Genomic DNA, 24,739 nt, shown 5'->3' on the forward strand with positions numbered 1-24,739 from the left:
CTAGCGTTTGCCGACCGGCACACAATTTCGCGACTTGACGCTTCTTTACGCTCTTTTACGCTACCTGCGTTCTTCCTGTTCGACAGGGATTGGAAGCGCGTTGAATGGGGTTCGAAAAAGCACCGTGCAGGACATCGACATCTTCGCCGCCAATCTCAAGTTTGCCTGTTCGACGCGACGGTCGATCTCGCAGATCTGCCGCGAAATCGGCATCAACCGCCAGCAGTTCAACCGCTACATCGGTGGCGAGGCGCGGCCTTCGGCGCACAATGTGGCGCGCATTGCCCGCTTCTTCGGGCTTTCTGCCGAAGACTTCGCGTTGCCGGCCAAACAGTTCGAGGCGCGCATGACGCGGCCGGATCGGGATCGCTCGGACGCCGGCCTGCTGCTTGAGGGTTTCCCGGGCGACATCGCGGGCCTGCGGCGTCATATCGGCTACTACCAGACCTATCACGTGTCGCTCTCCTGGCCGGGGCTCGTCGTCTGCTCCTGCGCGCGGATCTACGAGGAGGCCGGCTCGATCCGGGTGAAATCGATCGAGCGCATCCGCGATCCCGCAAACGAGATCCAGCAGTTCTCGAAATATGTCGGGCTCGTCACCCTCTGGCGAAACCGGATCTTCATCGCCGAGCGCAGCATCGGTCGTGAGCCGATGCTGGCGCAGACGATCCTCCTGCCGTTCGAAGTGCACCAGCGGGTCTATCTGCGCGGCACCACCATGGGGGTCTCCTGGCGCAAGGAAAACCTGCCTTACGCGTCCCGGATGATCTGGCGCTCACTCGGGGCGCAGCCGGATCTACGGCAGATGCTCTCGCGCTGTGGCGTGCTTTCCTTCAGTGCGCGGCAATTGCCGCAGACGGTGCGAAACTTTCTCGAAACAGCGGATGCGGAGCCGTTGACGGTACCGGCCGAATATTGAGGTGCGGGTGCGACCGTGTGATAGCTTGCGTCGGCAAGCGGGAACAGGAGGAGGGGATCATGAGATTTGCAGCGGTTGCCGTAACCAGCCTTTGGGCCTTCATGCCGGTGCCATGGGCAATGGCGGAAGAGGCCTCGGCGCCGATCCCGGCCTGCGCGCTTTCGGGTGCGTCCAGCGTGATGATCGGCGGGCAGCCGGCGCTCAGGCTCTCGGACGTCGCCAATTGCCCGCCGGAACTCTACGAGGTTGTGCCGAGCATCATGATCGAGGGCCAGCCGGTGGTGCACTTCCGCGCCGGCAGCGGCGAAAAGGGCGATTGTTCGGCCACGGGCGAGGCGACGGTGACCTTCGAAGGCGAAGCGGCGCAGCGGGTGGGCGACGTCGATTGCCGGCAGAAATGACGGTTGCCTGGCGCTCCGTTACCATTAGAACTCTCCGCACCACACGATGTCGCATGTCCGTTCCGACTGAACGAGCCGGAGCGCCCCTGCTGGCTATCGCCACCGCTCCGGCATCCGTCTCAAGGCGTCAGTTCATGTATTTGGCCAGATAGGACAGCGCCTTCTCGGGGTGACGGCCGAACCAGTTGTAGCCGTCCTCGAAGCGCTTGGTCGTACCCTCGATCCAGTAGAGTTCCTTGTCGTTGCTCGCCAGCGCGTCGAAGGTGGTCTCCGCGTCGCTCGGGTTGTTGATGACGGCATCGTCGAGCACTTGCCACATGAAGACCGGCAGCTTGACGTTCGGAGCCCACAATCTGCCCGACATGTCAGCGGCAGCAAAACCACCGAGCTTCAGTATCTCTAGGTCGATCAGTTCCTGGTACTGCGCGATGCCTTGGTAGCCCGAGAGCTTGGTGAAGACCGACGTCATGTTGGGAACCAGCGGGCTGAGCAGGCACTTGACGTTCTCGAACAGCTCGGGATGCTTGGTGATCGCCGCATACTGCGAAACGCCGCCCAGGCACTGGCTGAAAAGTGCAACGTCCATCTTGCCCAGGCGCGGATGGGCATCGACGAATTTCTTCACGCCGACGCAGTCACGCCATTCCCACTGGCCGACGCCGCAGACGCCGCCGTTGGCAGCACCGCTCTGTCCGTGATTGCGGAAGTCGTAGGTCAGGACGTTGTAGCCGGCATCGGTCAGGTGCTTGTATTGGATGACGAAGTCGATCTCGACCGGCTCGATGAAGTTGCCCCACGGCGCGCCCATATGGCCGGGATAGCCGGCGCGGCACATCGGAAGCGCATGGTTGAAGATGACGAGCTTGTTGCTCTCGCCGCCCTTGGCCGGGATGTACCAGGCTTCGAGCGGCGTGCCATCGTCCGACGGGATGGACAGGTCGTACCAACCTTCCATGCCGTATTCGTCGGGGTTCTTGAAGATGAAGCTGCGCGGCATCTTGACCATGCCGGCCAGTGCCTTGACCTTGGCGTGATCTTCCGGGGAGATGGTTTTTTCCTGCTCCCGCGCCCTCTGCATTCTTTCCTTTGAAATTCCGGTCATAACCAAATCTCCTCTGACTGCCCTGCCGAGACACGATGTCGGTGGGTATGGGGGCATATTAGGCGAGCGAATTGATCGGATAAACCGCCTGGACATGACATCAGTGTTAAGTGATAACTGACAATATGCCTCTGGATCCTTCCTTGCTTCCTGCCATGGCGTGGTTCGTCCACGTGGCCCGCCGCCGCAGCTTCACCAAGGCCGCCATGGAAATGGAGGTGACGCGCGCAACCGTATCGCAGCACCTGAAATCGCTGGAACGACACTTGAACGTGCGGCTCATCAACCGCACGACGCGCGACATGTCGTTGACCGAGGAGGGCCAGCGTCTGTTCGATGTGCTGCAGCCCGCCTTTGCCGCGATCGAAGGCGCGGTCACGGACCTGGGCGAGGCCGGCACGGAACCGTCGGGCACGATCCGGCTATCCGTCTCACGCGTTGCCGCGCGGTCGTTGATCGAGCCGCATATGGCGGCGTTTCTGGCGCGCTATCCGAAGCTGCGGCTGGAACTGGTGACCGACGACGGTCTCTCCAACATCGTGGCCGAAGGGCTCGACGCCGGCATCCGATTGGGCGAAAGCCTGGACGAGCACATGATTGCGGTGCCCATCACGCCGCCGCTGGAGATGGCGATCGTCGGATCGCCTCAATATTTCCAGCGCCACGGCATTCCTGAGACGCCTCAGGAGCTGAAGCAGCACAATTGCCTGTCCTATCGCTTCACCTCGAGCGGCACCATCGACCGCTGGACGTTCCTCACGCCCGACCAAGAAGCACGCGCCGTGATCTACGAACCCCAGGGCAACGCCATCTTCAACGACGACGACAGCATGTTGCGTGCGGCGCTACAGGGCGTCGGCCTGGTGCAGCACCTCGACCTCTGCGTTCGTCCGTATCTGGAGGATGGCACTTTGGCGCGTGTTCTTCTGCCGTGGGTTCATCCCCGTCCGGCGTTCTTTCTTTACGTCCCGTCGCGCGCTCAGATGCCCGCCAAGACCCGAGCGCTGATGGACTTTCTTGTCGAGCAGCGCAAAAAGCTGGCTCCATAACGTTTGGCTTGGGCTTCATGCCGTTGAAGCGGGGCCGGGTAAACCAAGCCTCGCCAGGCGCGCACCCTCCCGAACGGCCGAAAGCGCCGGCGGATTGGAGATGGGATAGCCGGCAATGAAGCCCTCGACCGTGAACGACGGGAACTGGGTGCGCAGCCGCGACACGACCTCTGCCGCTTCCTCCATCTCGCCAAGGTGCGCATGCGACATCGCCTGGAACATCAGCGTGTTGGGCGATTCCTGCGAACTTCTTTCAAGCGCGGACAAGCATTCGCGATAGCGCCCGACGACGAAGAGAACGCGCGCGAACATGCCATGGTACCAGGGCGGGCCAAGCGGGTTGAGCGAGAGTGCGCGCTCGATGAAGGGAATCCCGTCGGCGGGATCGCCGACGATCAGGGCCTTGGCTCCCGCGAGAAGCGCCAGGGTATCGGCGTTGTTCCTGCCGAATTCGAAGGCACGTGCGTGCGCCTCGGCAGCGCCGGCAAGGTCGCCGAGACACGCCTTGAGGTCGCCGAGGCAGGTGTGGCCGGCAGGGTCGGTGGGGTCCAGCCGCACGGCTTCGTCGACCGCGCGCCGCCAGTTGCGGAAGGCTTCGTCGAGGTCGTCGCCGAAGCCGTTCGCCGCCTGGATGGAATGGGCATAGGCAAGTTCGGTCCAGGCGCGTGCGCGCGTCGGATCGAGTTCGATGGAGCGGGTGAGCAACTGCATGGCGGCGGCGTTGCCGTCGGGGCTGAAGCGATTGTGCTGTTCGACGCCCAGCAGGAAATAGTCGTAGGCCTGTAGGCTGCCCGGCGGCTTCTGTCGGCTCGCCTTGCGGCCGATGGCGGCCAGCGTGCCGAAGCAGCCGGCGAGCACGTTGATGACGCTTTCGGTGAGGCTGTCCTGCAGCGTCAGTACGTCTTCCATCGTGCGCTCGTAGCGCTCACTCCAGAGCGTCATGCCGGTGCGGGTATCGGAAAGCTGAATCGTCAGGCGGACCCGCCGGTCGTCGGCGCGCAGCTGCCCGGTGATGGCATAGGTGGCGCCGACCGCCTGGACGTGGTCTTCGAATGTTTCCGGCCGGTTGCCGAGCAGCTTCATCGTGTGGAAGGCGATGACGGGGAGATCGGCGAAGCGCGCGAGGTCGACGCAGATGTCGGATGACAGCCCGTCGGCGAAACGGTGCCAGCGCTCCTCCGGATTGAGGCTTTCGATGGGAAAGACCGCGAGCGTCGGCGAGGCGGGCTCGGCGTCGCGCAACGGCGCGACCGCCTCGGTCGCCGTTTTGCCGGCCACCATCTGCGCGACCGAGGCGGCAAGCTCGATCTTGTTGCGGACGCCGAGCTTGCCGTAGATCGTCGCCAGATGCGTGCGCACCGTCGACGGCGCGATGAACAGCGCCTCGCCGATTTCGCGATAGGTCAGGCCGGCGGCAAAACGCTCGGCCACGGCGCGTTCGCGGTCTGACAGGGCTTCGGTGGCGACCTGTGGTGTCGAAATACGGTTCATGGCTGCTTCCTGCCATCTGACCGGGCCGTTTTCAATGGCGGCATACTGCAAGGTGCCACAGTGCCCCTTGCGCGTCCAACGGCGCGCACGGTGCTGCAGGCAAAATACTACAAATGCAGGAGAGGAAAACACAGCAGCTGCGCGATGTGGCGCGCAGGCGACGCGCCTAGAGTTCCGACAGAGTTTCAACGCCCCAAGGGGCCAGAAGAGGTGGGAACGGCGATGAGCAGCCTGCTTTCCGGAATGTCCGATTTCTATCACGCCGTCCGGCTGGATCTCAGCCAGCCGGCTAGGCATCTGGCCGACAGCCTCGGCCGTCACCATCCCTTCCGCATCCTTGTCATCTGGGAGGACCGTGTTCGCGTCCGCGAGCAACTTCAGCGGATGGCCGACCAATATCCGGAGCGGCTGAGGGATATCGGGATGACCATGGCGCAGGTGCGCGCTGAGACGAACAAGGCCTTCTGGCAACGCTGATTGATCCGGGGAGATGGGAAAGGCGGCACGCGATTGTGCCGCCTTTTCGTTTTTCAGTTGCCGGCGCTTTCCATGCGCCGTGTTTTCAGCACGCGCTCCAGCCAGCCGATCTCCATTTCGGGAACGGACTTCAGCAGCAGGTCGGTATAGTCGTCGAAGGGCGGCGACAGCACCTTCGACTTCGGCCCGAAGCGTACGAGGCGGCCGCGGTGCATGACCGCGACGCTGTCGGCGATCGCCCGGACGATGGCGATGTCGTGGGTGATAAAGACATAGGAAACAGCGGTTTCCTCCTGAAGCTTCAAAAGCAGATTCAGGATGCCTTCGGCCACGAGGGGATCAAGTGCCGAGGTGGGTTCGTCGCAGAGGATCAGCTCCGGCTTGGCGGCAAGTGCCCGCGCTATCGCCACGCGCTGCTTCTGCCCGCCGGAGAGCTCGGCGGGGTAACGATCGAGGAAGCGGTTGCCCATCTCGATCTGGTCGAGCAACTCGTTCACCCGCTCCGTCTTCTTCTGGCCGTGTAGGCCGAAGTAGAAGGAGAGTGGACGCCCGACGATGTCGCGCACCGTCTGGCGCGGGTTCATCGCGGTATCGGCCATCTGGTAGATCATCTGGATGCGGCGAAGCTCGTCGTTGCTGCGGCCCTTCAAGGCGCGCGGCAGTTCCTTGCCTTCGAACGAGATGCGACCCTCGGTCGGCGGCAGGAGCCCGGTGATGACGCGGGCGAGCGTCGACTTGCCCGAGCCGCTTTCGCCGACGATCGCCAGCGTCTGGCCTTTCGGCAGATGCATCGAGACATCGTGCAGGACCTTGAAGCCATTGGCATAGCCGGCGCTGATGTTCTCGATCTTCAGCTGCGTCCCGGTCTGGTCGGCAGCTTCCTCGCGTTTCGTCTGGCGGACGCTGACGAGTGCCCGGGTGTAATCCTCGCGCGGCTCTTCGATGATCTGCTTCGTCGAGCCGTATTCCACCGTCTTGCCATGGCGCAGCACCATGATGTCGTCGGAGATCTGGGCAACGACCGCGAGATCGTGGGTGATGTAGAGGGCCGCCGTGTGCGTTTCCTCGATCGCGTGCTTGATCGCAGCGAGCACGTCGATCTGGGTCGTCACGTCCAGCGCCGTCGTCGGCTCGTCGAAGACGATCAGCTCCGGGTTGGGGCAGAGCGCCATGGCGGTCATCGCGCGTTGCAACTGCCCGCCGGAGACCTGGTGCGGATAGCGGTCGCCGAAGGTTTCCGGATTGGGCAGGCCCAGCACCCGGAAAAGATAGAGCGCCCGCTTCTTTGCTTCCTCGCGGCTCATGATGCCGTGGCGAAGCGACGCCTCGATCACCTGGTCGCCGAGCCTATGCGCCGGGTTGAAGGCGGCCGCCGCCGATTGGGCGACGTAGCAGACGCGGGCGCCGCGGATCGAGCGGATGCCGTGTCTGTCGAGCGTCAGGATGTCCTTGCCGTCGAGCAGGACCTGGCCGCCGGTGATGCGCACACCGCCGCGGCCGTAGGCGAGTGCCGAAAGGCCGATCGTCGACTTGCCGGCGCCGGACTCACCGATGAGGCCGAGCACCTTGCCCTTCTGCACATCGAAGGAAACGCCCTCGACGAGGGTGACGACCTTGGGCGGCTCGCCCGGCGGATAGCTGGTCGCTTCGATCTTGAGGTTCTTGACGGAAAGCATCTCAGGCATCGCCGCGTCCTCCCTTGAGGCTGGAGGTCCGTTTCATCAGCCAGTCGACCACGAGGTTGACGCAGATCGCGAGCGTGGCGATCGCAGCACCCGGGATGAGCGCTGCCGAAATGCCGAAGATGATGCCGTCCTTGTTGTCCTTGACCATGCCGCCCCAGTCGGCTGCCGGCGGCTGGATGCCGAGGCCGAGGAAGGAGAGGGTGGAGAGGAACAGGATGGAGAAGGCGAAGCGCAGGCCGAATTCGGCCAAGAGCGGCGACAGCGTGTTCGGCAGGATCTCGCGAAAGATGATCCAGAGCGAACCTTCGCCGCGCAGCCGTGCCGCCTCGACGAACTCCATGACCGCGACGTCGAGCGCGACGGCCCGGCCGATGCGGAAGACGCGGGTACTGTCGAGCACCGCCATCACCAGGATCAGGATCCACAGATGCTGCGGCAGCACGGCAAGGACGACGAGGGCGAAGATCAGGGTCGGGATCGCCATCATCAGGTCGTTGAAGCGGGAGAAGAGCTGGTCGGTAAAGCCGCCGACGACGGCGGCCGTGAAGCTTAGGAGCATGCCGAGCGAGAAGGAGAGCACGGTTGCCGCCAGCGCCACGAAGATGGTGGTGCGGGCGCCATAGATCAGACGCGAGAGCAGGTCGCGGCCGAGATTGTCGGTGCCGAGCAGGAAGTCGCCGCCGGCCGGAAGCCAGACGTCGCCAACGACGTCGCGCTCGCCGAAAGGAGCGATGACGGGCGCAAAGAGGGCGCAGAAGATCGCGATCGCGATGCCGGCGATGCCGATCCAGGCGCTGAAGGGAATGGATCTCAGGTTCATCGCGGATGCCTCAGTCTCGGGTTGGCGATGATCGCGAGAATGTCGGCCGCCATGTTCAGGAAGATGTAGAAGGCGGCAAAGATCAGGCCGCAGGCCTGGACGACCGGCATGTCGCGCACGGTCACCGCATCCACCATGTACTGCCCCATGCCGGGATAGACGAAGACCACCTCGACGACGACCACGCCGACGACGAGATAGGCAAGGTTGAGCGCAATGACGTTGATGACCGGCGCCACGGCGTTGGGAGCGGCATGGCGCGCGATGATGCGGAACATGCCGAGGCCCTTCAGCTCCGCCGTCTCGACATAGGCCGACGACATGACGTTGAGGATGGCCGCGCGGGTCATGCGCATCATGTGGGCGAGAACGACGAGAACGAGGGTCGCGACGGGAAGCGCGATCGCCGAGAGCCGTTCGGTGAAGGTCATGCTGTCATAGACGGTCGCGGGGAAGGTCGCGACGCCATATTTGACGGCAAAGAACATGATCAGCAGATAGCCGACGAAGAACTCGGGCAGGGAGATGGCCGCGAGCGAGACGACGTTGATGATCTTGTCGGGCAGCCGGTTTCGAAACTGTACCGCCAGCATGCCGAGCCCGACGGCGAGCGGCACGGAGACGAGGGCCGCGAAGAAGGCGAGGAAGAGCGAATTGCCGAGGCGCTTGGAAATCTGTTCGCCGACCGAGTTCTTGCTCGCCCAGGACGTTCCGAAGTCGCCCTGCAGGGCGCCGCCGAGCCAGGAGACGTAGCGTTCGGTCCAGGGCCTGTCGAGGCCGAGATCCTTGCGGATGTTTTCGACAGCCTGCGGCGTTGCCGACTGGCCGAGATAGGTTGTGGCGAAGTCGCCCGGAAGCGCCTCGATGCCGCCGAAGATCATCAGCGATACGGCAAAGAGCAGCCCGACGCTCAGGCCGAGGCGCTGCAGGACCAGCGCCGCGAGCGGGCGGCGGAAGGTGAAGCGCCGCCAGAAGGTGCCGCCGATGTCGCCATTCGAGGGATTGGCGGCAGGGTTGGGTTTTGCTGGTACTCCGGAAAGTTCGGCAGACCGCGGGTGTGTTGCACCCGCGGTTCCATCCGTCGAAACCGGACCAGTGAGCGGTCCGCTTTCCATCATCATGCGTCCAGCCAGACCCGGGTTGCGACATACCCGTTCGACATGTCGTTGCCGATGTCGTGCACGTAGCCCTTCACCTGCTTGGTGGAAGCGTTCACGAAGTCGTTGAACATCGGCAGGATCAGGCCGCCTTCGTCACGCACCATCATCGCCATGGTGCGGTACATGTCCTTGCGCTTGGCTTCGTCGAGCTCGGCGCGGGCCTCGAGCAGGATCTTGTCGAAGTCCGGGCGCTTGAAGCGGGTGTCGTTCCAGTCGGCCGTCGAGAGGTAGGCGGTCGAGTACATCTGGTCCTGGGTCGGGCGGCCGCCCCAGTAGGAGGTGGAGAACGGCTGCACGTTCCAGACGTTGGTCCAGTAGCCGTCGCCCGGCTCGCGCTTGACTTCGATCTCGATGCCGGCCTTCTTGGCGCTTTCCTGGTAGAGCACGGCCGCATCGACCGCACCCGGGAAGGCGACGTCGGAGGTGCGCAGGAGCACCGGACCGCTATGGCCCGATTTCTTGTAGTGGAAGGCCGCCTTGTCCGGATCGTAGGCGCGCTGCTCGATGCCTTCGGGGAAGAGCGCATAGGTGTCGTTGATCGGGAAGTCGTTGCCGACCTTGCCGTAGCCGCCGAGGATGCGCTGGACCATGGTCTCGCGGTCCATCGAGTATTTCAGCGCCATGCGCAGGTCGTTGTTGTCGAAGGGGGCGGTGTTGCAATGCATGATGAACACGTAGTGGCCGCGGCCGGAGGTGTTCAGGATCTCGACCGTCGGCGCCTTCTTCAGAAGGTTGACGGTCTTCGGATCGACGCGGTTGATGTAGTGCACCTGGCCGGAAGAAAGGGCTGCGATGCGGGCGGTCGCGTCGTTCATGGCGATCAGCTCGACCGAGTCCACGTAGCCGCGGTCGGTGCGCCAGTCGTCGGCGTTCTTCTCGAAGGTGGCGCGAACGCCGGCTTCGAAGCTCGTTACCTTGAAGGGACCGGTGCCGATCATCGCGTCCGGCTTGTCGATGCCGCCGCCCGGCTGGATGATCAGGTGATAGTCGGTCAGAAGCAGCGGTAGGTCGGCATTGCCTTCGGTCAGCACGAGCACCAGCTTGTCGCCGTCGGCCTTGATTTCCTTGATCGACTTCATCACGCCGAGCGCGCCGGATTCCGACTTTTCGTCGGTATGGCGCTGCAGCGTCTTGATGACGTCGTCGAGCGTCAGTTCCTTGCCGTCATGGAATTTCACGCCCTTGCGGATGGTGAAGGTCCAGGTCGAGGCGTCGGCTGACGGCTCCCAGGATTCGGCAAGGGCCGGCACCGGCGCGCCCGTCGTCGGGTGGCTTTCGACCAGCATGTCGCCCTAGTTGCGGCCGACGACGAACATGAACTGCGAAAGCGCCTTGGCCGGATCCTTCGAGTCGGTGGCGGCAGCGCCTTCGAGACCGAGTTTCAGGTGGCCGCCGCGCTTCGGCTCCTGCGCCTGAGCGCTGGTGGCAAACAGCGTGCCTGCGGTCGAGGCGAGAATGCCGGCAGCGGCCGCGCGGCCCAAAAACTCGCGGCGGTTCATCTTGCCGAGCATGACCTGGCGTGTGAGGTAATCCTTGTAATCGCTCATTCCCCTGTTCCCTTCTGTTGTCGGCATTCGCCGTTCGTAGTGGTTGGTAGAGATTGCTGCGTACAGCCATTGTATCAGATGGCTTCGGATCGGCCTGACGGCCGCTTTTTCTTCTCTTTCTGTCGTCTTCTCCTTCCCCAGCCGGGGGCGTCCTTCGTTCAGATCGATAAGCGTAATCGCTGGAACTCTTCTTGTAACGCCCTAAATTACAATTTATTTCCATAAGCTTGGCTTATGGATGCGTGTTTGATGGCGCGCGACTTTTCCCGCGCGTCTCGTCACGCCTTGGTGCCGGTCGCCCGGCTCGGTTGCCTGCGCCGCCAAGGCTTGGCGGGGATGCGCTTTCGGTGATTTCACGCGAAAGCGGGATGCTCTAGCGACCCTTCCAGACGGGGTCGCGCTTCTCGGTGAAGGCGCGCACGCCTTCCAGCTGGTCTTCGCTCGAATAGAGAATATCGACGGTCTTGAACTGCCGTTTGGTGATCTTGTTCATCGTCCCCTGGAAGGTGTCGCCCTCGGCTGCCCGCACCACTTCCTTGATCGCGGCATAGACGAGCGGCGGGCCGCTTTCGAGCAGGCGCGCCAGTTCCCAGGCGCGGTCCATCAGCTTGCCCGCCGGCAGGATCTCGTTGACGAAACCCCAGCGGTTGGCCTCGACTGCATCGAGCCAGCGGCCGGTGAGCAACATGTCCATGGCGATGTGATAGGGGATGCGCTTCGGCAGCTTGATCGAGGCGGCGTCGGCAACGGTGCCGGAGCGGATCTCGGGCAGCGCGAAAGTCGCGTGTTCGGCGGCAAGGATCAGGTCGGTCGACAGCGCGATCTCCAGGCCGCCGCCGCAGCAGATGCCGTTGATCGCCGCGATGATCGGCTTGTTGAGATCGCGCAGCTCCTGCATGCCGCCGAAACCGCCGACGCCATAGTCGCCATCAACGGCGTCACCGCCAGCGGCCGCTTTTAAGTCCCATCCTGGACAGAAGAATTTTTCACCGGCGCCGGTGATGATGGCGACGCGCAAGGTGTCGTCGTCGCGGAAGTCGCGGAAGATTTCTCCCATCACCCGGCTGGTTGCCAGGTCGATGGCGTTGGCCTTCGGCCGGTCGATGGTGACTTCGAGGATGCCGCCCTCGCGGCGTGTACGGATCGGTCCGGTCATCGCTGTCATTTCCTCCGGCGGATCAGGGCGTCGGCGGCAACGGCACCCTGACCGTTCGGCAACACCATCAAAGGATTGATATCCAGTTCTTCGAGTTTCGAAGCGTTTGCAACGACATAGGATGCCGCTGCCGCGACAGCCTCGATCAAAGCGGCGTAATCGGCGGCAGGCGCGCCGCGATAACCGTCGAGCAGCTTGCGGATCTTCAGTCCGCCGATCGCTTCCCCGATCGCTTCCGGCGTGGTCGGCAGCGTCACGATGGCGGAATCGTCGAGCAGTTCCACAAGGATGCCGCCGGCGCCGATGGTCAGAACCGGACCGGCGACCGGGTCGCGCATGGCGCCGATGATGAGCTCGGCGACGGCCTTGCCCACCATCTTTTCGACGAGGTAGCCGGAGGCGACCCCGGCCATGGTTCTGGCCGCCGCATAGACCTCATCGCGGCTCGTGAGGTTGAGTTTCACTGCGCCCGCCTCGGTCTTGTGGGCGACGCCGAGGCCCTTCAGTACGACCGGGAAGCCGAGCGCTTCGGCAGCCGCTGCTGCTTCCTCGGCGGTTGCCGCCGTCTTGCCCTTTGGCACGGTGAGGCCTGCGGCGGCAAGCTCCACCTTCGCCTCGTGTTCGCTGAGGGTGACGGCTTCACCATCGTCGGCTTCAATACCGTCGAGCAGATGGGGCGGGGCGGGCTTTGCCCAGACAGCGCCGATATCGGCGGCCGTCTCGATCGCGTCCAGGGCCTCCTCTATGCCGAAGAAGGGCACGATGCCGGCCTTCATCAGAAAGAGCGCGGTTGCCTCCGGCATGTTTTCGCCAAGGCTTGCGACGATGCCGGCGCGGGCGCCGGTGGCTCTCGCCGCGTCGATCACCGCGTGGCAGGTGGTCTCCCAGTCGGCCGGGTCGCAGCGGTCGAGACGGGGGAAATCGAGCACGAGCAAATTGATGGCATAGCCGCCCTTCATCATGGCGGTGAAAGCGGTCGTCTGCTTCTCGCGGTTGCCCCAGACGAAGGTGTGGTAGTCGAGCGGGTTGGCGATCGTCACCATCTCGCCGAGCGCGTCCTTCAGCGGCTTCTTCTGCTCGTCGCGCAAGGGGCGGTAGTTGACCCGGTAACGCTCGCCGGCATCCGCCATCAGCGAGGCCTCGCCGCCGGAGCAGCTCATCGAGGAGATGTCGCGGCTGTCGAGCGGGCCTGCCACATGCAGCAGCTTGAGCGTTTCCAGGAGCGCCGGCAGCGTGTCGACCCGGCCAATGCCGAGACGGGCCAGCAGTGCGGACGAAACACGGTCGTTGCCGGCAAGCGATGCGGTGTGCGACACCGTCGCGAGTTGGGCCGCTTCCGACTTGCCGACCTTCAGCGTTACGACCGGTTTGCCGAGTTCGCGTGCACGGGTCGCCAGCCGCTCCAGCGCCGCCATACTGTCGAAGCCCTCGATGTGCAGGCCAACGGCGGTGACGCGCGGATCTTCGAGCACGGCGCAGGCGATGTCGGACAAGCCCGTCTGCGCCTGGTTGCCGGCGGTCATGACGTAGGCGAGCGGCAGGCCGCGCGTCTGCATCGAGATGTTGCACGCGATGTTGGAGGATTGCGTCAGGATCGCGACACCCTTTTCGACGCGCTGCATGCCATGCTGGTCGGGCCAGAGCAGGGCGCCATCGAGCATGTTGATGAAGCCATAGCAATTGGGTCCGACGATCGGCATGTCCCCGGCGGCCGCAACCAGTGCCTCCTGCATGTCGTTGCCGTCGTCAAGCTCGCTTGCCGCCTCGCGGAAGCCCGAGGCATAGCAGACCGCACCGCCCGCGCCGCGGTTCGCGAGATCGCGGATGATGTCGATCGTCAGCTGCCGGTTGATGCCGACAAAGGAGGCGTCGGGTGCTGCAGGCAGTTCGGCCACCGAGCGGTAGCATTTGCGGCCGAGGATTTCGGTCTCGCGCGGGTGCACCGGCCAGATCTCGCCGGTAAAACCCATCTTGTCGCATTGTTCGATGACGCGCCGCGCTTCCTTGCCGCCGAAGACGGCGATCGAGCGCGGGCGGGTCAGGCGGTCGAGGGAGCGGGGCGTGGAGGTCATGCCGTTTTGCACTCCCTCATGCCGACGGCCGTCGGAGCGCTCGCCATCAACGCCCTCATTCCTGTGCTTGTCACAGGAATCCAGCCGGCTTGCGTCGGCAAGCCGGTGGGGGCTTTTTTCATCTCGAAGCACATGCGGCTGCTGCTTTGGTCATATGCGGCACGGACGTGCCGCTGCTGGATTCCTGTGACGAGCACAGGAATGAGGAGGGGAGAGGAAATCTGGTCAATCATCCCGTCACGCTCCGAGCGGCCGCAAGAGGTCGCGGCTGATGATGTGGCGCTGGATTTCGGACGTACCGTCCCAGATGCGCTCGACGCGGGCGTCGCGCCAGAAGCGGGCGAGCGGCAGGTCGTCCATCAGGCCCATGCCGCCGAAAATCTGGATCGCCTCGTCGGTGACGCGGGCGAGCATTTCGGTGGCGTAGACCTTGGCGGATGCGATCTCGCGGTTTGACGGCAGGCCGTTGTCGAGCCGCCAGGCGGCCGACAGTGTCAACAGGTCGGCGGCGTCGATCTCGGTGATCATGTCGGCGAGCTTGAAGGAGACGCCCTGGTTGGCGCCGATCGGCTTGCCGAACTGCTTGCGCTCGGCGGCGTAGTTCAGCGCGTAGTCGAAGGCGCGGCGCGCCCGGCCGACCGAGGTCGCCGCCACCGTCAGGCGGGTGGCGAACAGCCAGTCATTGGCGACGTCAAAGCCCTTGTGCACTTCGCCGAGGATCTGGGCGGAGGGCAGGCGGCAATCGTCGAAGGTGAGGACGCAGTTGTTGTAGCCGCGATGGGAAACGGAGTTGTAGCCCTTGCGGATCTCGAAGCCGGGCGTGCCGCGATCGACGAGAAAGCAGGTGATCTTCTTCTTCGGGCCGCGCGGCGTATCCTCTTCGCCGGTCGCGATGAAGACGATGACGAAATCGGCGATGTCGGCGTGGCTGATGAAATGCTTCGTGCCGTTGACGATCCAGTCGTCGCCGTCCTTGCGGGCAAAGCACTTCATGCCGCGCACGTCCGAGCCGGCGTCCGGTTCGGTCATCGCAAGCGCATCGAACTTGTCGCCCTTGACCGCCGGCAGCAGGTACTTTTCGCGCTGCTCGGCGTTGCAGGCCATCAGGATACCCGAGGGGCGACCGAAGAAGACGGTCAGGCCCATGGAGCCGCGGCCAAGCTCGCGCTCGACGAGCGTGAAAGAGGTGTGGTCGAGGCCGGCGCCGCCCACTTCCTCCGGGAAGTTACAGCCGAAAAAGCCGATCTCCTTGCATTTGCGGGCGATCTCCTGGCCGAGTTCGCGCGGCACCACGCCGGTGCGCTCGACCTCGTCCTCGTGCGGATAGATTTCCGTTTCGACGAAGCTCCTGACCGTATCGACGATCATCTGCTGTTCTTCGGTCAGTGCGAAATTCATTGTGTTCTCCCTCGCAATTATCTGCCTGCCTGCGACCGATCTCCCCATCAGTCGCTGCATGCTCGGCTGCCCCTCACCCTAACCCTCTCCCCGCAGGCGGGGAGAGGGGACGCCTCTCGGGTATCGCACCGCCTCGGCCGTCAAGAACCGCAGCGACCTTTGAAGGAACCAGCGGTTGCGGCAGATCCCTTCTCCCCGTTTACGGGGAGAAGGTCGCGGCAGCGGGATGAGGGGCCTGACCCGGCATTGCCCGCAATCCCTCCGAAGACGGAGGGTTAGTCTCAGCGCTTCTGGCCGACGAAGCGTCCGGCACCGTCAGGCGTCGGCAGCTGCGCATGGGCTTCGGTAATCGCACGCAGCTTGCTCAGCACCGTCTCGGGTGCCGCGACCGCCTTGCCGGCCTTGCTGTCGACATGCAGCATCATTTGCTCGGCGGTGGCCACGGCCTCGTTGGTCGCGGCATTGTAGATCGTCGAGAAGATGTGCAGGCGCTTTTCGTCGGACGACAGGATCTGGCAGGTCGAATAGAGCGCCTCGCCGAGCTTGGCCTCGCCGAGGTTCCGGATGTGGGTCTCGACCGTGTAGTAGCTGTGGCCGTCGCGGACATATTCGAGGTCGACGCCGATCAGGCGCAGCACGCCGTCGGAGGTGTCGCCGAAGACCTGGAGATAGCGGTGCTCGGTCATGTGGCCGTTGTAGTCGACCCAGGCGGCACTGACCTTGGTGTCGAGAATGCGCAGCGGCTTGACGTCGCCGAGATCGGCTTCCGGCTTTTTGGCATTGGCCCAGAGCTTGGCCTCGAAATCGGCAAGCAGCTTGCCGGCACCCCAGCCTTCGCCGCCATTGCCGGATTTCAGCGCATGCATGATGCCGACGAGGTTTTCGTCGCGGATGCGTTCGAGCTCGCGAATCGAGCGACCGGCGGCCTGCGCGTCCGACTGGGCGCCGATCTTTTCGACCAGCGCATCGTCGAGATCGACGACATCCGTGAACTTCGTCCAGGGCCATTTCAGGCACGGGCCGAACTGGGCGAGGAAGTGGCGCATGCCGGCTTCGCCGCCGGCAATACGATAGGTTTCGAACAGACCCATCTGTGCCCAGCGCATGCCGAAGGAATAGCGCATGACGTTGTCGAGCGTCTCGGTATCGCAGATGTCGTCCTGGATCAGCCAAAGAGCCTCACGCCAGAGCGCCTCGAGCAGGCGGTCGCCGACGAAGGCCTCGATCTCCTTGGCGATGACGACGCCCTTCATGCCGATCTGCTCGACGCCCGACATGGCGCGTTCGATCGTCGCCTTCGTCGTCTTCTTGCCGCCGACCAGTTCGACGAGCGGCAGGAGATAGACGGGGTTGTAGGGATGCGCCACGAACATGCGCTCGGGGTGGTGCATCTCGGATTGCAGATCGGAGGGCAGAAGACCCGAGGTGGACGAGCCGATCAGCGCATCCGGCCTTGCGGCGGCATCGATCTTGGTGATGACGCCGCGCTTCAGCTCCAGCCGCTCGGGCACGCTTTCCTGAATCCAATCAGCGTCCTGAACGGCTTCCTCAATGCTTTTGCAGAAGGTCAGTTTGCCCTTCGCCGGCAGCGGCGCCATCGTCAGCATGGCATAGGCGCGCTCGGCATTGGCCATGACTTCGCCGATGATGCGCTCGGCTTCCGGATGCGGGTCGAAGATTTTCACGTCGATGCCGGCAAGCGCGAAGCGCGCCACCCAGGCGCCGCCGATGACGCCGCCGCCGACACAGGCTGCTTTGGTGATAGAGCTCATGGTCCGGTCCTCGCTCAGCGTTTCGTCAGCTTCAGTTTCTCGCGGACCTCTTTCGGTCCGATGATCTTGGCGCCCATGCCTTCGATGACGCCGACCGCCTTTTCGACGAGCTGGCCATTGGTGGCGAGCTGGCCCTTGCCGATATAGAGGTTGTCCTCGAGGCCGACGCGGACATTGCCGCCGGCAAGGATCGCTGCTGCCGGATAGGCAAGCGCGTTGCGGCCGATGGAGAAGGCCGAGAAAGTCCAGTTGGCAGGCACGTTGTTGACCATGGCCATGAAGGTGTTGAGGTCGTCAGGGGCACCCCACGGAATGCCCATGCAGAGCTGGATCAGCACCGGATCCTCGATCAGGCCTTCCTCGACGAGTTGCTTGGCAAACCACAGATGGCCGGTGTCGAAGGCTTCGATTTCCGGGCGCACGCCAAGCGCCGTCATCTGGCGGGCCATTTCGCGCAGCATCGACGGCGTGTTGGTCATGACGTAATCGCCAAGCGAGAAGTTCATGGTGCCGCAGTCGAGCGTGCAGATTTCCGGCAGGCATTCGGCCACATGGGCAACGCGCTCGGTGGCGCCGGCCATGTCGGTGCCTTTCTCGTTGAGCGGAAGCGGGCTTTCGACGTTGCCGAAGATCAGGTCCCCGCCCATGCCGGCGGTCAGGTTCAGCACCATGTCGACATCGGCGGAGCGGATGCGGTCGGTCACTTCCTTGTAGAGATCAAGCCTGCGGGCCGGCGCTCCGGTCTCTGGATCGCGGACGTGGCAGTGGACCACGGCCGCACCCGCCTTGGCCGCCTCGACCGCCGCTTCGGCGATCTGTTTCGGCGTGATCGGCACGTGGCTGGACTTTGAAACGGTGTCGCCTGAGCCGGTGACGGCACAGGTGATGAATACCTCGCGGTTCATGCTGAGCGGCATTGCTGTCTCCCTTTTATTGCGCCCATTACGAGCCAAGAAGGACCGCGTTGCTTTTCATTATCGGCTTCATTCTATACATTATCGGCGACAGAGCGGAGAAGTTTGGGCATGGATCAGAACGTTTCGCAGGTGCAGCACGTCGATATCCTGGTGCTGCCGGAAACCAATCTGATCCTCGTTGCCTCGGTGATCGAGCCGATGCGCGCCGCCAACCGCATTGCCGGCCGCCCGCTCTACGACTGGACCATCTACAGCCCCGATGGGGCGCCGATCGAAACGAAGAGCGGCATTCCCATTCCGGTTTTCGGCGCTTTCCGGCCGCAGCGCGAGACGTCGCCGCTCTTCATCCTCTCCAGCTACAACTGGGAGCGCAGCGCCACCTCGCAATTGAAGATGCTGCTGTCGCAGACGGCACGGCACCGCGAGATGATGGCCGGCATCGAGTCAGGCTCCTGGCTGCTTGCTGAGACCAGCCTGCTCGACAATTTCAAAGCGACCACCCACTGGGAGGACTTCGAGGATTTCACCGCCGCTTACCCGCAGGTGACGATGGTGCGCGAGCGCTTCGTCATCGATGGCAAGCGCATCACGACCGGCGGCTCGCTGCCGACGCTCGACCTGATGCTGGAGCTGATCCGCCGGGCGCACGGCTACTCGCTGGCGCTCGAAGTCTCCCGCCTCTTCATCTACGAGCAGGAGCGCACCCGCGGCGACCTGCTGCAGATGCCGACGATCGGCAACATGCGCATTCTCGATCCGCGCGTCGGCGCTGCCGTCAAGCTGATGGAGGAAACGGTGGAGGCGCCCTTGACGCTGGCAAGGCTCGCCCGCCGCATCGGCGTCAGCACCCGGCACCTGCAGGATCTCTTTCGCGACACGATGGGGGTCGCGCCGCACGAACACTACCTGGCGCTTCGGCTGAATGCGGCGCGGCGCAAGGTGATCGAGACGCGGATGGAATTTGCCGACATTGCCGCGATCTCCGGCTTCAACTCGTCGTCTTCCTTCTCGCGCAGCTACCGGGCGCATTACCGCGAAAGCCCGAGCGAAACGCGCAGGCGGCTGAAGCTGAAGAGCTGAGCGCTGCTTCAAGTGTTGATTCAAGTCGGAATTTTCAGAGTCGTTTCAGGGGTTTGGCGGCCGACGATCAGGAACTGATTCCGCGGGCGATCTCGTCTCGGCGCTCATCTTCATCATCGAAATCATCAACTCGCCGATCTCGGCGGCGAAGGCGCCGTGCGGCCAGACGAGTGTCAGCGACTGCCGATAGGCGGGGCCGAGCCGGATCATGGCTGGCGGGCGATGCACGCGGGCGAGCGAGGATTGCGGCAGCACCGAGAGATAGCCGTGCTGGCGAACGAGGTTGATGATGACAGGGATGGAATCGACCTCGACGAGGGTGATGCGCCGCCGTTCGGCTTCATCAAGCGTGTCGTCGAGGAAGCGCGCGGCCTCGCGGCGAAGGCCGCTCCGGACGCTCGGCACCGCGATCGGGCAGGCGGCGAGCAGCCGGGGCAGGTTGCCGCCCAGCTCCGAAAGGGCGGAGGCTGGCCCCGCCAGCACCAGCGGCGTCTGCGACACCAGCCGGCCGTCGCAGTCGGCCGGGATCTCGGCGACATCGAGCAGCGCGGCATCGAACCGTCGGCTGCGAAGGCCGACGAGCAGTTCGTCGGCCGTGGTGCTGGAAATGAACAGAGGTTGGCGCGGGCGGGCGCGGTGCCAGTTCGCCGTCAGGGCCGCCAGCATGCGGGCGATCTCGCTTTCCGGGCCAAGCGGCATGACGGCGCCGAGCCGCCAGGTGGCGACGTCGCGGCGGAAGCGATCGGCGGAGGCATGGGTCAGCCGCGCCCAGATATCGAGCAGGGTTTCGACGAGCGGGATGATCCGCTCGGCGATCGTGGTCGAAAGGATGCCCCCATGGGAGCGCTCGAACAGCCGGATGCCGAGATGGCGCTCGAGGTCCGCCATCTGTCGCGTCAGCTGCGGCTGGCCGAGGCCGAGCGCCTTTGCCGTGGCGCGGATGCTGCCGGAGCGGGCGACCCGGACGAAACGATCGAGCGCGACGAGCCCGATCGGCGGCACGGGGTCGGTTGCCGCCTTGCCGGCCAGCGCCAGGATGCCGGCAATGCCTGTGGTCGCCTGCCTGACATCGGCTGCACGGCTGCGCGCCTCCAGCGTCAACACCAGCGTGGTTTCCTCGCGCCGGAAGAGCGGCATCGAGACCGCCTGCTCGAAGCGTTTGACGGCGGCGCTGACGCTCGAAGGTGCGCGACCTGCAAGCGTGGCTGCGCGACGAATGCCCCCTTCGCGCAGCACCGCATCGACCAGCATGATCGTCGCCAGATCCATACTCAAATCCCCGGAAACCACGAACGCCGAACGGCTGTTCTGAATTCGGCATCACCCGTTCCAGATTTGGGATATAGCATGGACGTGCGATAAGCGCATAGCATGCATCCTGCGAACCGGCATTTTCGAGCGTCGGTTGCGAGACATCAGAGCATCCGCGCACCCCATCGAAAGCATAGGCGGCCATGCGCGGGAGGATCCGTATCGGCATGCTGCACCAGGTCAAGACCATCGTTCTCTGCGGAAAACCGCTGGATTTCGCGACGCTCGAGGATATCGGGGCGGGGCGGGTGCGGCTGGTGGCGGATGGCGGCGGCATGGAGCGGGTGGCGGCCGCCCACAAGGTGATCGCCGACCGCATCGCGATGGGACTGCCGGTTTATGGCTCCAACACTGGCGTCGGCTCGATGAAGGATCGGCTCTGGACGGCCGACGATCTTGCCGAGTTCAACAATTCGCTGGTGCGCGCCCATCACTTCGGCACCGGCGAGTTCTTTGCGCCGGCGATCGTGCGCATGGCGATCGCCATCCGCGTCAACACCGCCATGCGAGGCCATACCGGCTGCAGCCCGGACCTGATCCGGGCGTTTCTGGCCCTCAGCGAACACGATATCATTCCGGCGGTGCGTCGCCACGGATCGATGGGCTGCGCCGATATCGGCCTGATGGGCCAGATCGCCTCGGTGCTGACGGGTGTCGGCGAGGCCTATTACCAGGGGCGTCTCGTCTCGGCCGAGACGGCGCTTGCCGAAGCCAGCCTCGAGCCCTTCGTGATGCAGCCGCGTGATGCGCTGGCGGCGCTCAGCGTCAACGCCATCGCCTTTTCGGCCGCCGCCAATGTGCTGCGCGAAGCGGCCTCGGCCATCCGCGTGCTGCTCGTCACCGGGGTCATGTCGTCGCAAGCGCTCGGGGCGTCTGCCGACCCCTGGCGGGTGGCGGCGACGCTCTCGACTCGCGGCGAGGCGGTGGTCGGCTCATGGCTCTATGGCCAATCCGGCATCTCCGACTGGCCGGTGCCGACGGCGATCCACGATCCCTTGAGCCTGCGCATGACCGCCCAGGTCTTCGGCGCGGTGGTCGACACGCTGCTGGTTGCGGCCGGCCGGCTGGTGGAGCAGACCTATCTCTCCGACGACAACCCGGTCGTGATCGGCGGACAGGTCCATTCCTCCGGCGCCTCGCTGCCGCTGACGACGACGCTTTACATCGAGGCGGCGCAGATCGCCTTTTCGCACGCGGCGCGCAACGTCTTGAACCGTTGCATCCTTCTTGCGAACGGCGGCCGACGCAACCTCTCGGTCAATCTGGTGGCGCCCGGAGAGGTGGCCACCGGGCTCGGGCCGCTGATGAAGCTTGCGGTCGAACTTTACATGCGCGTGCAGTCGCTCGCCGTGCCGCTCTCGGCGCAGTCGATCGTGGTGGCGGGCGGGCTCGAGGAGGAAGCGACTTTCCTGCCGCTGATCGTCGAGCGCATGGAAACGCAGGTGCGCGATCTGCGCCAACTGGCGGCGATCGAGGCGATGCTTTCGGCGCAGGCGATCGACCTCGTCGGCGACCAGCCGCAGGGGATCGTCAAGCGGGCCTACGACCAGACCCGCTCCGTCAGCGCGATCTATCTGAAGGACCGGCCGCTCTCGAAGGAGATCGAGGCGCTGCAGGATGCCTTCACCTGCCACGATCTCCTGCGCTCCTTCGTCGCCTCCGCGCCGATGCCGGAGTTCGACGACTTCTTCGCGCTCGACAAATAATCCGATTGGGAGAGCAGCATGTCCGATTTCGATCTCGTTCTGAAAGGCACCGTTGTTCTCCCCGAAAGGATCGTCGAGGGCGGCCATGTGGCGGTTCGCGACGGCAAGGTGGTGCATGTCGGGCAGGGTGCTGCACCGGCGGCGCGCGAGCGGCATGATCTCGGCAACGCGCTGATCCTGCCGGGTGCTGTCGATGCGCAGGTGCATTCGCTGTCGCAGAAGAACCAGGAAGATTTCATCTGGTCGACCCGCTCGGCAGCCGCCGGCGGCGTCACGACCATCGTCGACATGCCCTATGACGAGGGCAATCTCGTCTGCTCAGCCGACGCGCTCCGCCGCAAGATCGACCATGCGGGACCGCAGGCGCGCGTCGATTTCGCGCTCTATGGCACTATCGATCCGGAGGAGGGACCGGCGCGCATTCTCGAAATGGTGGAGGGCGGTGTCGCTGCCTTCAAGTTCTCGACCTTCGGCACCGATCCCAAACGCTTCCCCCGCATTCCGGCAGCTTTGCTCGAAGACTGCTTCCGCGCCATCGCGCCAACCGGGTTAGCGGCCGGCGTGCACAACGAGGACGACGAGGCGGTGCGTGCGGCCATCGACAAGGTCAAGGCCGCGGGGATCACCGACTACCGCGCCCATGGCCTGTCGCGCCCGCCGCTGACGGAGCTGCTTGCGACCAACCAGATTTACGAGACGGGGGCGGCTACCGGCTGCCCGGCGCATGTGGTGCACTGCTCGCTCGGACGCGGTTATGAGATTGCCGCCGCCTATCGCGCCCAGGGCTACAAAGCGACGATCGAGTGCTGCATCCACTACCTGACGCTCGACGAGGAGAACGATGTCCGCCGTCTCGGCGGCAAGGCCAAGATCAATCCGCCGATCCGCCCGCGCGCCGAGGTGGAAAAGCTCTGGCGGCACGTGGCCGACGGCACGGTGACGATGGTCTCGACCGATCACGTCAGCTGGTCTGAGGATCGCAAGACCAATCCGGACATGCTGGCGAACGCATCTGGCGTGCCGGGGCTGGAAGTCATGGTGCCGCTCTTCGTCAAGGGCGCGCTGGAGCGTGGCATTCCCTTGACGCGCGCAGCCGAGCTGATGACGCTGAACCCGGCCCGGCATTTCCGCCTCGACCATCAGAAGGGCGCGCTCGAAGCGGGCAAGGATGCGGATATCATCGTCATGACGCCGGAGCCCTATGTCTATGATGCGGCGGCAAGCGGTCACAACGTTGTCGGCTGGTCGCCCTATAACGGCATCCGGCTGCCCTGGCGTGTCTCTGCCACCTATCTGCGCGGCAGGCTCGCCTTCGATGGTCGCGAGGTATTGGCCGAACCGGGTGTCGGACGGTTTGTCCGGCCGCTGCCGACCTTGGCGCTTCAGGAGGCGAAATGAGCAAGACCGCCCACAAAGTTCCAGCCAATCTGCCCGTCAATGCGAGCCGTATTGCCGGGATCGTCAACGGTCTCGCCGGGATCACCGAGCCGGACCGGCCCTATACCCGCCGCGCCTTCACGCCACTCTTTCTCGAAGGCCGGGCCTTTCTCGACCGGCGCTTTCGCGCCGCCGGGCTTGAAACCCGGATCGACGCCGCAGGCAACCTGATCGGTCGGCGCAAGGGTAAAAAGTCGGCGCTCGGCACCATCCTGCTCGGCTCTCATTCCGATACGGTGCCCGATGGCGGCCGCTTCGACGGCATCGCTGGCGTGGCGGCGGCGCTTGAAGTGGCGCGCGCGCTTTCCGACAACGGCATTGAGCTCGACCATGATCTGGAGATCGTCGATTTTCTGGCCGAGGAAGTGTCGATCTTCGGCGTTTCCTGCGTCGGCAGCCGCGGCATGGCAGGCGTCCTGCCGGATGGGTGGCTCAGCCGCACGCAAGGGGATCTGAGCCTCAGGCAGGGCATCGTCGAGGTGGGCGGTGATCCCTCCAGGCTTTCCGGCTCGAAACGCTCCGACATCAAGGCGTTCCTCGAACTGCACATCGAACAGGGGCCGATACTGGAGACTGGGCGGCTGGATGTCGGGGTCGTTACCGCCATCTCGGGCATCACCCGCATCGAGATCATCGTCGAGGGGCAGGCGGACCATGCCGGCACGACGCCGATGGGGCATCGGCGCGATGCGCTGGTTGCCGCCTCGCATCTGGTGCTGGAGATCGAGCGGCTGGCGACGGAATTTTCTCATGGCGACGGGCATTTCACCGCGACGGTCGGTGAATTCTCGATCGAGCCGAACGCGGCCAATGTGGTGCCGTCTCGCGTCCGGCTGCTGATCGATGCGCGTGCCGAGCTGCGGCCGCAGATGGAGCGGTTCCTGGCAACGCTCGGCTCCCTTTGCCAGGGTGTCGCCGAGGCATCGGGCGTGACGATCCTGCCCGCTAATGTGATCTCGGACAACCACCCGACGCCGGGCGATCCGCTCCTGCTCTCGACGCTCGAAGAAAGCTGCGGTGCGATCGGCGCCAAGCATCGGCGCATGGCCTCCGGTGCCGGTCACGACACCGCCTGGATGGGACGCATCACCCGTTCGGCGATGATCTTCATTCCCTGCCTCGGCGGGCGCTCGCATGCGCCGGAGGAGTGGGCCGAAAACGACGATATCGCGCTTGGTGCCGCCGTTCTCTTCGATGCGGTGAAGAGGCTCGACAAGAAATTGCAGGAGAAGGTGTGAG

Annotated in this window: 20 protein-coding genes and 1 pseudogene; 8 read left to right on the plus strand and 13 right to left on the minus strand. The window is 64.4% G+C overall.

What is annotated here, in order from left to right; genetic code table 11:
* Window positions 1–124: 124 nt before the first annotated feature.
* Window positions 125–919 (plus strand): helix-turn-helix transcriptional regulator, encoded by a 795-nt coding sequence (locus tag L981_RS28785; RefSeq protein WP_043624688.1) that lies wholly within the window; start codon window positions 125–127, stop codon window positions 917–919.
* A 59-nt stretch (window positions 920–978) separates the two neighbouring features.
* A complete protein-coding gene (locus L981_RS28790; protein WP_043624690.1) occupies window positions 979–1,320 on the plus strand; it encodes a PAAR domain-containing protein in 342 nt (113 codons plus the stop codon).
* A 127-nt stretch (window positions 1,321–1,447) separates the two neighbouring features.
* On the opposite strand, the gene L981_RS28795 is transcribed toward L981_RS28790, so the two are convergent.
* Window positions 1,448–2,422, minus strand: coding sequence for a S9 family peptidase (locus tag L981_RS28795; RefSeq protein ID WP_052202079.1), 975 nt, complete (start codon window positions 2,420–2,422; stop codon window positions 1,448–1,450).
* 143 nt (window positions 2,423–2,565) lie between these two features.
* Here L981_RS28795 and L981_RS28800 point away from each other — a divergent pair, with 143 nt between their 5' ends.
* Entirely contained in the window at window positions 2,566–3,471 is a 906-nt protein-coding gene (locus L981_RS28800) for a LysR family transcriptional regulator (protein WP_245281735.1), read from the plus strand.
* 15 nt (window positions 3,472–3,486) lie between these two features.
* Here L981_RS28800 and L981_RS28805 read toward each other — a convergent pair whose 3' ends face one another.
* A complete protein-coding gene (locus tag L981_RS28805; RefSeq protein ID WP_043624696.1) occupies window positions 3,487–4,962 on the minus strand; it encodes a LuxR C-terminal-related transcriptional regulator in 1,476 nt (491 codons plus the stop codon).
* Window positions 4,963–5,184: 222 nt separating this feature from the next.
* Between L981_RS28805 and L981_RS28810 the strand changes: the two genes are divergently transcribed.
* The gene (locus tag L981_RS28810) at window positions 5,185–5,439 is read left to right on the plus strand and encodes a hypothetical protein (protein ID WP_043624698.1); all 255 of its coding nucleotides are present in this window, start codon (window positions 5,185–5,187) and stop codon (window positions 5,437–5,439) included.
* 53 nt (window positions 5,440–5,492) lie between these two features.
* On the opposite strand, the gene L981_RS28815 is transcribed toward L981_RS28810, so the two are convergent.
* The 10 genes and pseudogenes from L981_RS28815 to L981_RS28860 form a co-directional block, all read right to left on the minus strand.
* Window positions 5,493–7,124 (minus strand): ABC transporter ATP-binding protein, encoded by a 1,632-nt coding sequence (locus tag L981_RS28815; RefSeq protein ID WP_043624700.1) that lies wholly within the window; start codon window positions 7,122–7,124, stop codon window positions 5,493–5,495.
* Window positions 7,117–7,944: an ABC transporter permease gene (locus L981_RS28820; protein ID WP_043624703.1), complete on the minus strand. Its 828-nt coding sequence runs from the start codon at window positions 7,942–7,944 to the stop codon at window positions 7,117–7,119. Before L981_RS28820 ends, L981_RS28815 begins: the two co-directional genes overlap by 8 nt.
* Window positions 7,941–9,062 (minus strand): ABC transporter permease, encoded by a 1,122-nt coding sequence (locus L981_RS28825; RefSeq protein ID WP_043624776.1) that lies wholly within the window; start codon window positions 9,060–9,062, stop codon window positions 7,941–7,943. The genes L981_RS28820 and L981_RS28825 overlap by 4 nt, the downstream gene beginning before the upstream one ends.
* Window positions 9,062–10,651 (minus strand): annotated as a pseudogene (locus tag L981_RS28830) (ABC transporter substrate-binding protein). Before L981_RS28830 ends, L981_RS28825 begins: the two are co-directional and overlap by 1 nt.
* A 373-nt stretch (window positions 10,652–11,024) precedes the next feature.
* Complete coding sequence (locus tag L981_RS28835; protein WP_043624779.1) at window positions 11,025–11,807, minus strand: carnitinyl-CoA dehydratase; 783 nt, start codon at window positions 11,805–11,807, stop codon at window positions 11,025–11,027.
* A gap of 5 nt (window positions 11,808–11,812) precedes the next feature.
* Window positions 11,813–13,879 carry an acetate--CoA ligase family protein gene (locus L981_RS28840; RefSeq protein WP_043624706.1) on the minus strand — a complete coding sequence of 689 codons (2,067 nt, stop codon included), beginning with the start codon at window positions 13,877–13,879 and terminating at the stop codon, window positions 11,813–11,815.
* Window positions 13,876–14,112 (minus strand): hypothetical protein, encoded by a 237-nt coding sequence (locus L981_RS28845; protein ID WP_043624709.1) that lies wholly within the window; start codon window positions 14,110–14,112, stop codon window positions 13,876–13,878. The genes L981_RS28840 and L981_RS28845 overlap by 4 nt, the downstream gene beginning before the upstream one ends.
* Window positions 14,113–14,116: 4 nt before the next feature.
* Complete coding sequence (locus L981_RS28850) at window positions 14,117–15,277, minus strand: acyl-CoA dehydrogenase family protein (protein ID WP_043624712.1); 1,161 nt, start codon at window positions 15,275–15,277, stop codon at window positions 14,117–14,119.
* A 281-nt stretch (window positions 15,278–15,558) separates the two neighbouring features.
* Entirely contained in the window at window positions 15,559–17,049 is a 1,491-nt protein-coding gene (locus L981_RS28855) for a carnitine 3-dehydrogenase (RefSeq protein WP_043624715.1), read from the minus strand.
* A 14-nt stretch (window positions 17,050–17,063) separates the two neighbouring features.
* On the minus strand, window positions 17,064–17,966 hold the full coding sequence (locus L981_RS28860; protein ID WP_043624717.1) for a 3-keto-5-aminohexanoate cleavage protein: 903 nt from the start codon (window positions 17,964–17,966) through the stop codon (window positions 17,064–17,066).
* A 108-nt stretch (window positions 17,967–18,074) separates the two neighbouring features.
* On the opposite strand from L981_RS28860, the gene L981_RS28865 reads away from it, so the two are divergent.
* Complete coding sequence (locus L981_RS28865) at window positions 18,075–19,046, plus strand: GlxA family transcriptional regulator (protein WP_043624720.1); 972 nt, start codon at window positions 18,075–18,077, stop codon at window positions 19,044–19,046.
* A 45-nt stretch (window positions 19,047–19,091) separates the two neighbouring features.
* On the opposite strand, the gene L981_RS28870 is transcribed toward L981_RS28865, so the two are convergent.
* On the minus strand, window positions 19,092–20,315 hold the full coding sequence (locus tag L981_RS28870) for a LysR family transcriptional regulator (RefSeq protein WP_043624723.1): 1,224 nt from the start codon (window positions 20,313–20,315) through the stop codon (window positions 19,092–19,094).
* A gap of 209 nt (window positions 20,316–20,524) precedes the next feature.
* Here L981_RS28870 and L981_RS28875 point away from each other — a divergent pair, with 209 nt between their 5' ends.
* The 3 genes from L981_RS28875 to L981_RS28885 are packed head-to-tail and all read left to right on the plus strand — an operon-like array spanning window position 20,525 to window position 24,738.
* Window positions 20,525–22,063 carry an aromatic amino acid lyase gene (locus L981_RS28875; protein WP_043624726.1) on the plus strand — a complete coding sequence of 513 codons (1,539 nt, stop codon included), beginning with the start codon at window positions 20,525–20,527 and terminating at the stop codon, window positions 22,061–22,063.
* A gap of 18 nt (window positions 22,064–22,081) precedes the next feature.
* Complete coding sequence (locus L981_RS28880) at window positions 22,082–23,461, plus strand: dihydroorotase family protein (protein ID WP_043624729.1); 1,380 nt, start codon at window positions 22,082–22,084, stop codon at window positions 23,459–23,461.
* The gene (locus L981_RS28885; RefSeq protein ID WP_043624732.1) at window positions 23,458–24,738 is read left to right on the plus strand and encodes a Zn-dependent hydrolase; all 1,281 of its coding nucleotides are present in this window, start codon (window positions 23,458–23,460) and stop codon (window positions 24,736–24,738) included. The genes L981_RS28880 and L981_RS28885 overlap by 4 nt, the downstream gene beginning before the upstream one ends.
* Window position 24,739 lies beyond the last annotated feature (1 nt).

It is taken from the genome of Ensifer sp. ZNC0028, from assembly GCF_000799055.1.
Taxonomy (GTDB): Bacteria; Pseudomonadota; Alphaproteobacteria; order Rhizobiales; family Rhizobiaceae; genus Ensifer.